The sequence below is a fragment of the Epilithonimonas sp. JDS genome (genome assembly GCF_021261315.1).
Taxonomy (GTDB): domain Bacteria; phylum Bacteroidota; class Bacteroidia; order Flavobacteriales; family Weeksellaceae; genus Epilithonimonas.
In genome coordinates this window covers 446,322-460,798 of sequence record NZ_JAJSAX010000002.1, presented here as the reverse complement: position 1 = coordinate 460,798, position 14,477 = coordinate 446,322, and the positions used below count along the sequence as shown (strand labels likewise).

The 14,477-nt window shown below is 39.4% G+C and carries 10 protein-coding genes; all 10 read left to right on the top strand.

All coding sequences use genetic code 11. The features are described 5' to 3' along the window. Positions 1–287: 287 nt before the first annotated feature. The 10 genes from LUD75_RS08785 to LUD75_RS08740 all read left to right on the top strand — a co-directional run bounded on the left by LUD75_RS08785 (position 288) and on the right by LUD75_RS08740 (position 14,468). Positions 288–1,283 carry a bile acid:sodium symporter gene (locus LUD75_RS08785; RefSeq protein WP_232705300.1) on the top strand — a complete coding sequence of 332 codons (996 nt, stop codon included), beginning with the start codon at positions 288–290 and terminating at the stop codon, positions 1,281–1,283. 227 nt (positions 1,284–1,510) lie between these two features. Continuing rightward, positions 1,511–3,358, top strand: a complete 1,848-nt coding sequence (locus LUD75_RS08780; RefSeq protein ID WP_232705299.1) for a glycoside hydrolase family 13 protein — start codon at positions 1,511–1,513, stop codon at positions 3,356–3,358. 60 nt (positions 3,359–3,418) lie between these two features. Beyond that, the gene (locus LUD75_RS08775) at positions 3,419–3,937 is read left to right on the top strand and encodes a nuclear transport factor 2 family protein (protein ID WP_232705298.1); all 519 of its coding nucleotides are present in this window, start codon (positions 3,419–3,421) and stop codon (positions 3,935–3,937) included. 23 nt (positions 3,938–3,960) lie between these two features. Then, on the top strand, positions 3,961–5,343 hold the full coding sequence (locus tag LUD75_RS08770; RefSeq protein ID WP_232705297.1) for an MFS transporter: 1,383 nt from the start codon (positions 3,961–3,963) through the stop codon (positions 5,341–5,343). A 497-nt stretch (positions 5,344–5,840) separates the two neighbouring features. Beyond that, positions 5,841–6,743, top strand: coding sequence for a branched-chain amino acid transaminase (locus tag LUD75_RS08765; RefSeq protein WP_232705296.1), 903 nt, complete (start codon positions 5,841–5,843; stop codon positions 6,741–6,743). Next, positions 6,736–8,421 (top strand): dihydroxy-acid dehydratase, encoded by a 1,686-nt coding sequence (gene ilvD / locus LUD75_RS08760; RefSeq protein WP_232705295.1) that lies wholly within the window; start codon positions 6,736–6,738, stop codon positions 8,419–8,421. The genes LUD75_RS08765 and ilvD overlap by 8 nt, the downstream gene beginning before the upstream one ends. Positions 8,422–8,637: 216 nt before the next feature. Beyond that, the gene (gene ilvB, locus LUD75_RS08755) at positions 8,638–10,380 is read left to right on the top strand and encodes a biosynthetic-type acetolactate synthase large subunit (protein ID WP_232705294.1); all 1,743 of its coding nucleotides are present in this window, start codon (positions 8,638–8,640) and stop codon (positions 10,378–10,380) included. Positions 10,381–10,470: 90 nt separating this feature from the next. Then, the gene (gene ilvN / locus LUD75_RS08750; protein WP_232705293.1) at positions 10,471–11,061 is read left to right on the top strand and encodes an acetolactate synthase small subunit; all 591 of its coding nucleotides are present in this window, start codon (positions 10,471–10,473) and stop codon (positions 11,059–11,061) included. Between the two features lie 100 nt (positions 11,062–11,161). Further along, complete coding sequence (gene ilvC / locus LUD75_RS08745) at positions 11,162–12,643, top strand: ketol-acid reductoisomerase (RefSeq protein WP_232705292.1); 1,482 nt, start codon at positions 11,162–11,164, stop codon at positions 12,641–12,643. Positions 12,644–13,004: 361 nt separating this feature from the next. Further along, positions 13,005–14,468: an ATP-binding cassette domain-containing protein gene (locus tag LUD75_RS08740; RefSeq protein ID WP_232705291.1), complete on the top strand. Its 1,464-nt coding sequence runs from the start codon at positions 13,005–13,007 to the stop codon at positions 14,466–14,468. Positions 14,469–14,477: the final 9 nt, after the last annotated feature.

The window sequence follows — 14,477 nt, the reverse complement described above, 5'->3', positions numbered from 1 at the left end:
AAGAAATTCCCCTTCCCTGAAGGGGAGATTTTCGAACTTGTTCGAAAATCGGGGGTAGTTTTTTTAGGAGCTATTTCCCGCTTTCCGCTACTACTCCTCGCGCCACAGCTTTTCCCAAGGCTTGCTGTGGGGTAACCGCTGCAATCGGGGCTATGGGTTTCCACTTCAATCAAAACTTTGTCAAGGTTCAACGCTTTGACAAAGTTTTTTCCATCATTCAGCAATAAATTGTTCACAGAATACTGATTAAAAACCATCAACTGTCAACCATCAGCCATCAACTAAAAATGAATTGGATTTCCAAACTTTTCAACAAACAAAACATCTTCCTTTTCCTATTGATTGGAATGGTCATCTTGGCCAAGGTCATTCCCTTCCACGAATCCTACAACCAGTATTTCAATCTGGCCGGATTCATAGATTGGGGAATTGCAGGAATTTTTCTTTTGTATGGACTCAAACTTAATCTAAAAGAAGTCGTAAAAGATGTCTCCAACTGGAAACTTCATTTGCTGATTCAATCGGGAACTTTCATTATTTTTCCATTGTTGGCATTGCTGTTTTATCCGTTTTTAAAAGACACGGCTTATTATAATATATGGCTCTCAGTTTTCTTTTTGGCAAGTTTACCTTCCACGGTTTCATCATCGGTTGTAATGGTTTCCATCGCAAAAGGAAATGTCACATCAGCGATTTTCAATGCTTCGATTTCAGGAATCATCGGCATCGTAATGACGCCGCTTTTGATGAGTTTTTTCCTGACATCAAATGGAGAAGGAGGCAATCAATCCGAAATCATCCAGCAATTATTACTCAAAGTTTTGCTCCCAATCATCTTAGGAATTTTGCTTAATCCTATCTTCAAAAAATGGGTAACCAAATATGCGAATGTCATTTCAGAATTCGACAGACTGATTATTTTACTAATTGTTTACGAAAGTTTTTCAACAGCATTTGTAGAAAATATCTTCGTTTCTGTACCTTCATTGGTGTTCGTTGCTTTGGCTTTAAGCGTTGTCTTTTTGTTTTTCGCCACTTACTACATTTTGAAATTCATTGCCGAAAAACTGAACTTCAAACCAAAAGATGTCATCACAACTACATTCTGTGGTTCGAAGAAATCCTTAGTTCACGGAAGTTTATTCCTGTTGGTTTTAGGAATTCCGGACGAGCAGAAAGTTTTGTTTTTGCTGCCAGTAATGATTTACCACAGCTTCCAATTATTCTACGTTAGTTGGCTCGCCAACAAAATCGCAAAAAGAACAGAAATTGTTGAGATTTAAATCAATATTTAAACATAATTATTCACTTTAATAATTTTTGAACAAACAATAATCTTTGATGAGTTTTACGTCCTTGCGAACCTTAAAAACAGTTAGTTAATTAAAAAAATCCTTGCGGACTTTGCGTTAAAATTTCTCATTACTATCAAAACAGAATTTCAAACAATTTAATTTTCAATAGTATCTGAATTTTTATTAAATTTAATATAGACCTTAAAAAATATTTTATGAAAAAAATAATCACATTTTCTTCAATCATCCTTTCATCCATTTTCTATTCTCAGGTTCAGAAAGTAGAACCTGCATTCTGGTGGAGCGGAATGAAGAATCCGGAACTACAACTCTTGGTGTACGGAAAAGACATCAACAACCTTCAACCCGAATTCTCCAACGGAATCAAAATCAAGGAGGTCAAAAAAGTAGAAAATCCAAACTATCTTTTTGTAACGATTGATACCAACGGCGTTCAACCAGGAAAAATAAAATTAAACTTCAAAAATGGAAATAAAACCGTAAAAACCATTGATTACGAATTCAAACAAAGACAACAGAATTCTGCCAACAGAGATTCTTACACTTCGTCAGACGTAATGTATCTGGTAATGCCGGACCGTTTCGCCAACGGAAATCCGAAAAATGACAACACACCAGACACAGCCGAGAAATCTGACAGAACAAAAACGGGCGGCCGTCACGGTGGCGATATTGCCGGAATTGTAAAAAACCTGGATTATCTAAGCGAATTGGGTGTCACCACACTTTGGAACACACCATTGTTGGAAGACAACGAGCCAAGCTATTCTTACCACGGCTACGCACAAAGCGATTATTACAAAATCGACCCGCGCTACGGAACAAATGATGACTACAAAAATCTGGCTGACGAACTTCACAAACGCAAAATGAAGCTCGTGATGGACTATGTCACCAACCATTGGGGTTCAAAAAGTTGGATTATCCAGGATTTGCCTGCGAAAGATTGGATTCATTATTGGGAAGAAGGAAAAAACGGTTTCCAGAGAAGCAATTACAGAATGACCACACAGTTTGACACCAACGCAGCAAAAGTGGACGAAGCCGCTTGTATGGACGGCTGGTTTGATACCACAATGCCGGATATGAATCAAGGTAATCCAATGGTTGTCAATTATATGGCTCAGAACGCGATTTGGTGGATAGAATTTGCTGGACTTGACGGACTTCGAGTTGACACTTATTCTTACAACGACAAAAAAGGAATAGCAGAATGGACAAAACGTATCACAGACGAGTATCCGAAATTCAATATCGTTGGTGAGGTTTGGATGCAAGACCAGGCTCAAATGGCGTATTGGCAGAAGGATTCCAAAATCGCAGCGATTGAAGGTTATAATTCCCATTTGCCTTCTGTAATGGATTTTACATTGTTTGATGCTGTTGGTCAGGCTTTCAAAGAAGAACCCGGATGGGACGCAGGAATGCAAAGAGTTTATGGCAATTTTACGAATGATTTCCTTTATCCCGACATCAATAATATCTTGGTCTTCGCAGAAAATCACGATACGAACAGATTGAATCAAACCTATCCAAATGTTGCAGATTACAAACTCGCAATGAGCTTAATCCTGACCGTTCGTGGGATTCCACAATTGTACTACGGTTCCGAAATCGGAATGGCTGGCGACAAAGGAAAAGGTGGGGACGGAGAGATTCGTCAGGATTTTCCAGGCGGTTGGGCTGGCGACAAAAACAACGCTTTCACAAAATCTGGTAGAACGGCTTCTCAAAGTGAATACTTCGATTACACCAAAAAAATCCTGAACTGGAGAAAGGGAAATGAAGCCATTCACAAAGGAAAAACCTTGCATTACATTCCGAACAACAATGTTTATGTTTACTTCCGCTACACCGATAGCAAAAGGGTAATGGTAGTTATCAATAACAACAAAGAAACTCAAAACCTGGATTTGAAGCGTTTTTCCGAAGGTCTTAATAATTTGACAAAAGGAAAAGACATCCTTTCCGACAAAGATTTCGATTTGAAAACAAATTTATCTGTCGCTGGAAAATCTTCATTAATTTTAGAACTTAAATAAAATTAAATATGGCGAATTTGCCATAATTAAAATTAAGCTTGATTCAAAAATATAATCAAAATGAAAAAAACAATTTCACTCTTTTTCCTGTCGGCGTTCTTAATGTTCTCAAATACATTATTAGCCCAGAAAAAAGGCTTTTACGAAAATGTTCAGAAGAAGAATATCAACAAATTATTAGACGATTTCAACACACTTGCAGCGAATGCAGATTTCGATAAATACTTCGATTGTTTCGCAGAAGAATCTACTTTCATCGGCACAGACGCGACTGAAGTATGGAACAAAAAGGAATTCAAAGAATGGGCAAAACCATTTTTCGATAAAAAAACAACCTGGAATTTCAAATCTTTGAAACGAAATATCTACTTCAGCAAAGACGGAAATTACGCGTGGTTCGACGAAATACTTGATACCCAAATGAAAATCTGCAGAGGCTCCGGCGTTGTCGAAAAAATCGGCGGGAAATGGAAAGTGAGACAATATGTTCTGTCGGTAACAGTTCCGAATGAAGTGGTGGACGAAGTGACAAAAATCAAAGCACCAATTGAAGATGCGTTGATTCAGAAATTAAAATAATAAAAAAACCTTAAAAATAAACAATGATAAAAAAAGTCAAACCAAATCTTTCCATCGCTCAGATTATCAATATGAGTATGGGATTTTTGGGAATCCAGATGGCATTTGGATTGCAAAACGGAAACGCGAGCCGTATTCTCGCAAACCTTGGTGCTGACGTTCACGAGCTTTCGTGGTTCTGGTTGGTGGCACCAGTGACAGGATTGATTGTGCAACCAATTATTGGTCATATGGGCGATAATACGTGGAGTCCGCTTGGTCGTAGAAAACCCTACTTTTTGATTGGAGCGGTTCTCTGTGCGATTGGATTGGTTCTCCTTCCAAATGCCGCTTCCGTAACACATATGATTGCTGCAAATGTTTTGTTGTTAGCCGTAATTTTCCTTGCAATGATGGACTTTTCTGTCAATATTGCAATGGAGCCTTTCCGTGCTTTGGTGGGTGATATGTTGCCGAAACATCAGGGAACTTTAGGTTTTTCAATCCAAACCATTTTGATTGGAGTTGGAGCCGTGATTGGTTCGGAAATGCCAAATTGGTTAACGAAATTAGGTGTTTCAAACGTAGCAGCAGAAGGTTATGTGGCAGACAACGTTATTTATGCATTTTATGTTGGCGCAACTGTTTTGATTGTTTCAATTTTGTACACGATTTTCACGACAAAAGAATATTCTCCAGCAGAGTTTGCAGAATTCGAAGGCGGAAAAGACGTGGTAGAGGAACCTTCGAAGTTTTCTGATATGTTCAGAGATTTTGCAAATATTCCGAACTTGATGAAGAAATTGGGAATCGTACAATTCTTCTCTTGGTTCGCGCTTTTCACGATGTGGGTTTTCACAACCAGTGCTTTGGCAACGCATCATTTTGGACTTTCACCAGAAGATACAAAATCGGTTGAGTTTAATAAAGCTGGAGATTTGACTGGACATTTATTCGGTCTTTATAATTTATTTGCGATTCCATTTGCATTCTTGTTGACTCCAATTGCTAAAGCGATTGGGAAAAAACAAACGCACGCATTGGCTTTGGCAAGTGGAGGTTTAGGATTGATTTCGATGTATTTCATCAAAGATACTTCGATGCTGTGGATTTCGATGGTAGGATTAGGTTTTGCTTGGGCAAGTATTTTGGCGATGCCTTACGCAATGTTGATTGACGCTATTCCACAAAGAAAAATGGGTGTTTATATGGGGATTTTCAATTTCTTCATTGTCGTTCCTCAAATTATCAATGGTGTTTTTGGAGGACCAATAGTTTCGAAGCTTTTCGGAAATATGGCCATTGATTACGTTGTCGTAGGCGGTGCTTGTATGTTGTTGGGTGCTTTGATTACTTTGATTTTCATTAAATCTCAGGAAGAATCACCGAAAGAAATTGAAGAAGAAATTCAACAGGTTCATTTTTAATGATAAAGTAAGTTGACAAACTTAGCTTGTCAAAGTGTCTGCAAATATAAAATCCACCAATCGGTGGATTTTTCGCTTTTACTGATTAAAATTTCATCAAAAATTAAAATTCAAAACCAAAATTTTGGATTCAAAGTAAAATTTTAGGCATCGTAATTTTTTCAGCTTTCAAAACTTGAAAATCAATACTTTATCTCTGATTTTGGTTTTGATGAATATCGTATAAAATCAAGTATTTTATATGTTTTCAATACTTTTAAAAAGAAATTTTTGTGAAAACATCAATGTTTATTGGAATTAGTTTATACATTTGTACCGTTGAAAACAAACAGATGAATAGCACAATCATTATTCTTGTCATTCTTGTCATTATCGGATTCCGGTGGTGAGTGATGGCTTGTACTAATTATTGAATTGAAATAATACAGACCATTCTCACTGCGAGGATGGTTTTTTATTTTCCTGAATCTAACAAACAAATATAAAATCGATACAAAATGTATTACAATGACGACAGTGTTCTCTTTTTTGATGGGGAATATGTAAAAGCAAAAGAAGCCAAGACCGACTTGTATGGTCAATCGTTACACTACGGATATGCTGTTTTCGAAGGGATTAAATCTTATAAAACCGCGAACGGAACCAAAATTTTCAAAGCGGAAGAACATTACGACAGGCTCAGAAGGTCTGCCCAAACGATGATGATGCCTTTCGATTATTCTACCGAAGAAATGGTGGAAGCAACTTACAAATTATTGGAAATTAATAATTTATCAAACGCATACATTCGTCCACTCGTCATTTGTTCTCCAAATATGGCCTTGTCAAAAGGACAAAAAAGTTATCTCGTCATCGAGGTTTGGAATTGGGACAATGGTTATATGGCCAATCAAATGAGAATTATGACATCATCATTTGAACGTCCAAATCCAAAAGCTTTCAAAGTGGAAGCAAAAGTGAGCGGTCATTATGTAAACTCGATTTTGGCTTGTCAGGAAGCAAAAGACAAAGGTTTCGATGAAGCTTTGGTTCTGGATGCTGATGGAAATGTAGCCGAAAGTTCCGGCGCTAATATCTTCTTCGAAAGAGACGGCAAACTTTTCACACCTGCAAAAGGAAGCATCCTTCCAGGAATTACAAGAGCAACAGTTTTCGAAATCTGCGACCAACTGGGAATTCCTTACGAGGAAAAATTCTTCAAACCAGAAGAAATGAAAGGTGCAGACGCCGGTTTTTTCTGTGGAACGGCAGCCGAAATAGTGGCATTGGGTTCTCTTGATGATGTTCCTTTCAAATTGAACTGGGAAGAGAGTTTAGCATCGAAAGTTCAGAAAGCTTATCGTCATTTGGTGTTAGAAGAAGATTATTCTTATTTAAAATCAGACTTGCAATATGTGTAATGTAGAACTGAACAAATATTCCAAAACGCTTACGAAAGACCCGACGCAACCTGCAACTCAGGCAATGTTTTACGGAATTGGTTTTGAAGAAGAGGATTTCGACAAAGCGCAAATTGGAATCGCAAGTATGGGCTACGACGGCAACACTTGCAATATGCACCTGAATGGTTTGGCTGAAATCGTTAAAAAAGGCGTTAAGGAACAAAACTTAGTTGGCTTAATGTTCCACACCATCGGAATCAGCGACGGAATGACCAATGGAACCGACGGAATGCGTTATTCGCTCGTAAGTCGTGATATCATTGCAGATTCCATCGAAGCGGTTTGTGCCGGTCAATATTATGACGGATTAATCACAGTTCCGGGTTGCGACAAAAATATGCCGGGTTCTTTGATGGCAATGGCTCGTCTCGACCGTCCTTCGATAATGGTTTATGGCGGAAGTATTGCGCCGGGACATTACAAAGGTCAGGATTTGAACATCGTTTCGGCTTTCGAAGCTTTGGGAAACAAAATCGCAGGTAAAATTTCTGACGAAGATTTCAAAGGTGTGATAAAAAACTCCTGCCCAAGCGCCGGTGCGTGTGGCGGAATGTACACAGCAAACACAATGGCTTCAGCAATCGAAGCACTGGGAATGAGTTTGCCGTATTCGTCATCTTATCCAGCTTTAAGCAAAGAGAAAAAAGAAGAATGCCAGTTCGCCGGACATTACGTCAAAATCCTTTTGGAAAAAGACATCAAACCATCCGATATAATGACGCCAAAAGCTTTTGAAAATGCTTTAAGGCTAATTATGATTTTGGGTGGAAGTACGAATGCGGTTCTCCATTTTATCGCCATCGCAAAGTCCATCGGCTATAATTTGACTTTAGATGATTTTCAAAAAATCAGCGATGAAACACCATTTTTGGCTGACCTCAAACCAAGCGGAAAATACCTGATGGAAGACCTTCATAACGTTGGTGGCGTTCCAGCGGTGATGAAATATCTCTTGGATTTAGGCTTGCTTCACGGCGATTGTTTGACAGTAACAGGAAAAACAATTGCTGAAAATCTGGAACACGTCACTTCGATTATCGATAGACAACAAAATATCATTCACGATATCAAAGACCCAATCAAAGCGACAGGACATATCAGAATTTTGTACGGAAATCTTGCTGAGAAAGGCTCTGTAGCAAAAATTACAGGCAAAGAAGGCGATTATTTCAAAGGTACAGCCATCGTTTTCGACGGCGAAAAAGAGTTCATCAAAGGCATCGAAGATAAAAAAATCAAAGAAGGAAATGTAGTCGTTATCAAAAACGAAGGTCCTAAAGGCGCACCCGGAATGCCGGAAATGCTCAAACCAACTTCCGCTTTAATGGGTTCCGGTCTCGGCAAAAATGTAGCCTTGATTACAGATGGCAGATTTTCCGGAGGGACGCACGGTTTCGTAGTCGGTCATATCACACCGGAAGCTTTTGCCGGAGGATTGATTGGCTTGATAAAAGATGGTGATGTGATAGAATTGGATGCCGAAAAAAACACCATCAACGCACTTCTCTCAGACGAAGAAATTAATAAAAGAAAAGCCGAATTCCAGCAACCAGATTACAAAGTGAAGCGTGGAGTGTTGTACAAATATGCCAAATCTGTAGCAGACGCATCACAAGGTTGCGTCACCGATTTGTAAAATTATAATAGATGAAATATCATTTTGGGCAGCTATTTCCGCCCTCTGTTCCCAATCTTTTTTGCCTTGGCTTTTTCCATCGCAAAAAAAGAATTTCCACTCAGGTCGGGCTGCAATCGTATGGCGTTCTAAAAATAATTTAATCTCAAAGAATTCAAAAGATTCAAGATAAGTAATTGTAGAGAAAATCTACAGTAAAAATAAAAAGACTTTAAAATGAATGATACTATTTCAAAAATAAAAAACACAGAATCAGAGTCTCAGAAAACGATAGAAATCAGTGGCTCAAAAGCTGTTTTAGAAGCGTTGTTACAGGAAAATGTACATACTATTTTCGGTTATCCTGGTGGTGCCATTATGCCAATCTATGATGCTCTGTACGACTATTCCGACAAACTGAAACACATTTTGGTTCGCCACGAGCAAGGCGCGATCCACGCAGCTCAGGGATTTGCGAGAACTTCTGGGAAAACAGGCGTTGTGTTTGCAACGAGTGGTCCGGGCGCTACGAATTTGGTGACGGGCTTGGCCGATGCAATGATAGACAGCAATCCGATTGTGTGCATCACGGGTCAGGTTTTTGCCTCACTTTTGGGAACGGATGCTTTTCAGGAAACAGATGTCATCAACATCACAACGCCAGTCACAAAATGGAATTACCAAGTCACGGATGCCACAGAAATTCCTGAAGCGATTGCCAAGGCTTTTCACATCGCAAGCACAGGTCGTCCAGGTCCGGTTTTGATTGACATTACCAAAAATGCTCAGATACAATTATTCGAATATCTGGGATATAAAAAATGCAATCATATTAGAAGTTATCGCCCCGAACCGGAAATTAGAAACGAATATATCGAGCAAGCTGCAGAACTCATTAACCAAGCCAAAAAACCATTTGTCATTTTCGGACAAGGCGTGATTTTAGGAAAAGCAGAAGAGGAATTCAAAACGTTTGTTGAGAAAACAAATCTTCCCGCAGCAGCGACTGTAATGGGATTGAGTGCGTTGGAAACCACTCATCCGTTACACGTCGGAATGTTGGGAATGCACGGCAATTATGCACCAAACCTAATGACAAACGAATGCGATGTTCTGATTGCGGTCGGAATGCGTTTCGATGACCGAGTGACTGGACGTTTGGACAAATATGCGAAACAGGCTAAAATCATTCACCTTGATATTGACCCTGCCGAAATCGATAAAAATGTGAAAACCACAGTTCCGGTTTGGGGAAATTGCAAAAAGACTTTACCGATGTTGACGGCGCTTCTCACAGAAAATGACCATTCAGCTTGGCTAAATGAATTCCGTGAATTGGAAAAAGACGAAATCAAAGAAGTTATCCAGGAAGAACTCAATCCAACATCTGAAGTTTTGACGATGGGAGAGGTCGTCAAAGTTCTGAATGATTTAACGAACGGCGACGCAATCATCGCAACAGACGTTGGTCAACATCAGATGGTCACGTGCCGATATGCAAAATTCAATCATTCAAAATCTAGCGTAACATCAGGTGGTTTGGGAACGATGGGATTTGGTTTGCCAGCTGCGATTGGCGCTTGGTATGGCGCACCGGAAAAAACAGTTGTTGCCATTATCGGAGATGGCGGATTCCAAATGACCTTGCAGGAGTTGGGAACGATTATGCAGTTCGGAGCGAAAGTCAAAATTATGATTCTCAACAACGAGTTTCTGGGAATGGTAAGGCAGTGGCAACAATTGTTCAATGATAGACGCTATTCTTTCGTGAATATCACAAGTCCGGATTTTGTCGCAGTCGCAAAAGCTTATTACATCGATGGACAAAGGATTTCTGACAGAGAGAAACTAAAACCTGCTTTAGAAACAATGCTGAATCACGACGGCGCGTATCTTCTGGAAGTAATGGTTGGAAAAGAAAATAATGTATTCCCAATGGTAACTCAGGGTTCATCGGTTTCCGAAATTCGTTTAAAATAAATTTTCAATTAGTAAGAACCCAAAGGGTTCAATATCAGTAGCCGTAGGTGAAACCTATGGAATCAAATACGGAATCAATACAAACGTAAAATGGAAAAACAAGAATTTACCATCACATTATACACCGAAAATTCTGTAGGGTTAATCGGCAGAATATCAGGGATTTTCTCTCGAAGAAAAATCAATATCGAAAGTCTGAACACGTCGCCTTCCGAGGTGGATGGCATTCACAGATTCACGATTGTCATTAATGAAAATGATGAGGTCGTAAGAAAACTTTGCCGACAACTCGAGAAGCAGATTGACATTATGAAAGCCTATTTCAACACAGATGATGAGATTGTCTGGCAGGAACAGGCACTTTACAAAGTTCCGGCAAGTGTGGTGACAGAAAAGGTTTATGTCGAAAGATTGCTTCGTCAATACGGCGCATCAACGGTTGTAATTCGACAAGATTATATCGTCTTCGAAACGGCAGGACACCGCGAAGAAATCGACCGCTTGACCGAAGAACTCAACAAATATGGACTCATCGAATTTGTACGAGGGGCAAGAATCGCAATCATCAAAAACAGCCGAGGAATCCACGACAAAGTTCTCGAGTTCGAACGAAGAGAACCTTCTGCCGAAATCGTAGAAAACGAATTCCTGGACAAACGAGGCGACGTTTTCACAATGTAATTCAAAGAAAAATTTAAAATTTTAAAAAAATATTAATCCGAAAAAGTAGTACAATTCTCATTACTTAGTACAACATACTTTTTACTTTTTACAAAAAAATATGACAAATTATTTCAATACCTTATCACTCAGAGACCAGTTGCATCAGTTAGGACAGGCAGATTTTATGGAAAGTTCAGAATTTTCTGACGGTGTTTTCGCGTTGAAAGGAAAGAAAATCGTGGTCGTAGGATGTGGCGCTCAGGGTCTGAATCAAGGCCTGAATCTTCGCGACAGCGGACTGGATGTTTCCTACACACTACGTCAGGAAGCCATCGACCAGAAGAGAGATTCCTGGAAAAATGCGACCGAAAATAACTTCAAAGTCGGCACTTATGAAGAACTGATTCCAACTGCGGATTTGGTCATCAATCTGACGCCCGACAAACAGCACACTTCAGTAATCAATGCCGTTCAGCCTTTGATGAAACAAGGCGCAACCTTGTCCTATTCCCACGGTTTCAATATCGTAGAAGAAGGGATGCAAATCCGTAAAGATATCACCGTAATTATGGTTGCTCCAAAATGCCCAGGCTCCGAAGTTCGTGCCGAATATCTGCGTGGTTTCGGCGTTCCAACCTTGATTGCCGTTCATCCCGAAAATGACCCGCAAGGCAAAGGCTGGGCAGAAGCAAAAGCTTATTGCGTAGGAACTGGCGGTCACAAAGCCGGCGTTTTGAAATCCTCTTTTGTAGCTGAGGTGAAGTCCGATTTGATGGGCGAACAAACCATTTTGTGCGGACTTTTACAAACGGGTTCTATCCTTTCGTTCGATAAAATGGTGGAGAAAGGAATCGACGCAGGTTACGCTTCCAAATTGGTTCAATACGGCGTCGAGGTCATCACAGAAGCCCTTAAACACGGCGGTGTCAGCGGAATGTTGGACAGACTTTCCAATCCTGCAAAACTGAAAGTTTTCGAATTGTCTGAGGAACTGAAAGACATTATGCGTCCGCTTTTCCAAAAACATCAGGACGATATCATCTCCGGCGAGTTCTCCAAAACAATGATGGAAGACTGGGCAAACGGCGACAAAAACCTCCTGAAATGGCGCGCAGAAACCGGCGAAACCGCTTTCGAAAAAACACCTGCAGGCGATGTAAAAATCGATGAACAGAACTATTTCGATAACTATCTTTTGATGTCAGCATTCATCAGAGCCGGCGTTGAACTGGCTTTCGAAACGATGGTTGAAGCCGGCATCAAACCGGAATCTGCTTACTACGAATCGCTTCACGAAACGCCTTTGATTGCCAACACTATCGCCAGAAAAAAACTCTTCGAGATGAACCGTGTGATTTCCGACACCGCAGAGTACGGCTGTTACCTTTTCGACCAGGCCTGCAAACCTTTGCTGGCGGATTTTATGAAATCGGTGGACACAGATTTGGTCGGAAAAGACTTCAACAAAGGGAAAAATGCGTCGGTTGACAACGCCCAATTGGTTCACGTGAACGACATCTTGAGAAATCATCCCGTTGAGGTTGTCGGTAAAAAATTACGTCAGGCAATGACGGCGATGAAGTCAATCAAAACAGTTTAAAATTAGGAGCTAATCCCGCTTTCCACTATATCTTTTGCTCTTCGTTCCTCATCACAAAAGGATGCCGTTGCAAAACGAGGAAGGAGTTTCGACGATTCAAATAAAAAAATATAAACTGTGAGTCAATCGGGGCTATGGGATTTGTCATAAAAATAAAGTGTGTTCCTAAATTCGAATTTTGTCATTCCAACGGAAACTTAGCGCAGTCGTTCGACAAAGTCAATCTAAAACTGCCGAGATTCCTACGGAATGACAAATGAATGTTTATTCTTTGATGAGCGAAGCGTCCTTGCGAATCTTAAAATATTTTCAATAAAAATAAAAAAAAAATTTGCGCCCTTTGCGTTAAAAATTAAAAATAATGTCAACCCCAGTCATCCAAATTTCAAATCTAAACTTCCAGTACGGCAACCAAGTCGTACTGAAAGATTTCGACTGGGAAATATCTTCCGGCGAATGTTGGATTCTTGGCGGTTTGAGTGGAAGCGGAAAAACAACTTTAGCCAAAATCATTTCCGGCGAAATCAAAAATTTCGAAGGAAGAGTTAAAGTCAGTTTTGATGAAACATCGAAGTTGACAAAAAAAGTTCTGTACGTTTCCAACTGGTTTCAGTTCAGCAATCTGGAAGGCGACCGAAATTTTTACTACCAACAGCGGTATAATCAACAAGTAAAAAATGATACTATAAATGTTTCCGCAGAACTCAATCATTTCGCAAAAGAAGAAAACTTGGATTTCGGAATATTAGAATCATATTTAGAATCATTTGGATTTGAGAATTTTAGAAATCAACAACTGATAGAACTTTCAAGTGGCGAACATAAAAAGTTGCAATTGCTAAAAGCACTTTGGCTCAAACCTCAAGTTCTGATTATCGACCAGCCTTACACAGGTTTGGATGTCAAATCAAGAAAGTTTTTGAATCAGGCGTTTGATGATTTAATCAAAGAAAATGTCACACTGATTTTAATTAATAATGACGACGAATATCCCGAAAACGTTCAATATTTTGTTGAGATAGAAAATGGAAAATTAGTTCACAGAAATTCTCCAAAAGACTTTTCAAAAGGTGAAGAAAGGATTCCAAAATCACTTCCATTTTTCCTTCAGAATAATCAGGAAAATAAACAGGAAAGTCTCATCAAACTTGAAAATGTCAATATTTTTTACGACGAAAAACAAGTCCTGAAAAATATCGATTGGGAAGTGAATTCCGGCGAACAATGGCTGTTACAAGGTCATAATGGTTCTGGAAAATCAACCTTGTTGAGTTTACTGAATGGCGACCATCCACAAGCTTACGCCAATGAAATTTATCTTTTCGGACAGAAGCGGGGAAGTGGCGAAAGTATTTGGGACATCAAAGAAAAAATTGGAATGATTTCGCCCGAGTTACATTGGTATTTTGATATGAATGCGAACGTTGGGCAAACGATTGCGTCTGGTTTTTTCGATTCGATGAGTTTGTATCAGAAACTGAGTTTTGACCAACAGCAACAGTTGGAACAGATTCTTTATTTTTTCGATTTGAAGGACGATAAAAATAAAAAGTTAAACACTTTACCACTCGGAAAGCAACGCTTGGCTTTACTTGCTAGAACATTGATTAAAAAACCAAAACTTCTGATTCTGGATGAGCCTTGTCAGGGAATGGACAATGAACAGACACAATATTTCAATCAGGTGATTGATGATTTGGCAAGTCAGGGACAATCGTTGATTTATGTCGGACATTTTGAATCACAGTTGCCAAAAAAACTAAGTCACAAACTCGTTCTGGAAAACGGAACCACGAAAATTAAAACTAAATCAAAGAATCTGTAATATAAATGA

Excerpts from the sequence above, each read along its gene's own strand:
- LUD75_RS08785 (WP_232705300.1), top strand. The coding sequence starts at position 288 with ATGAATTGGATTTCCAAACTTTTCAACAAACAAAACATCTTCCTTTTC.
- LUD75_RS08780 (WP_232705299.1), top strand. The coding sequence starts at position 1,511 with ATGAAAAAAATAATCACATTTTCTTCAATCATCCTTTCATCCATTTTC.
- LUD75_RS08775 (WP_232705298.1), top strand. The coding sequence starts at position 3,419 with ATGAAAAAAACAATTTCACTCTTTTTCCTGTCGGCGTTCTTAATGTTC.
- LUD75_RS08770 (WP_232705297.1), top strand. The coding sequence starts at position 3,961 with ATGATAAAAAAAGTCAAACCAAATCTTTCCATCGCTCAGATTATCAAT.
- LUD75_RS08765 (WP_232705296.1), top strand. The coding sequence starts at position 5,841 with ATGTATTACAATGACGACAGTGTTCTCTTTTTTGATGGGGAATATGTA.
- ilvD (WP_232705295.1), top strand. The coding sequence starts at position 6,736 with ATGTGTAATGTAGAACTGAACAAATATTCCAAAACGCTTACGAAAGAC.
- ilvB (WP_232705294.1), top strand. The coding sequence starts at position 8,638 with ATGAATGATACTATTTCAAAAATAAAAAACACAGAATCAGAGTCTCAG.
- ilvN (WP_232705293.1), top strand. The coding sequence starts at position 10,471 with ATGGAAAAACAAGAATTTACCATCACATTATACACCGAAAATTCTGTA.
- ilvC (WP_232705292.1), top strand. The coding sequence starts at position 11,162 with ATGACAAATTATTTCAATACCTTATCACTCAGAGACCAGTTGCATCAG.
- LUD75_RS08740 (WP_232705291.1), top strand. The coding sequence starts at position 13,005 with ATGTCAACCCCAGTCATCCAAATTTCAAATCTAAACTTCCAGTACGGC.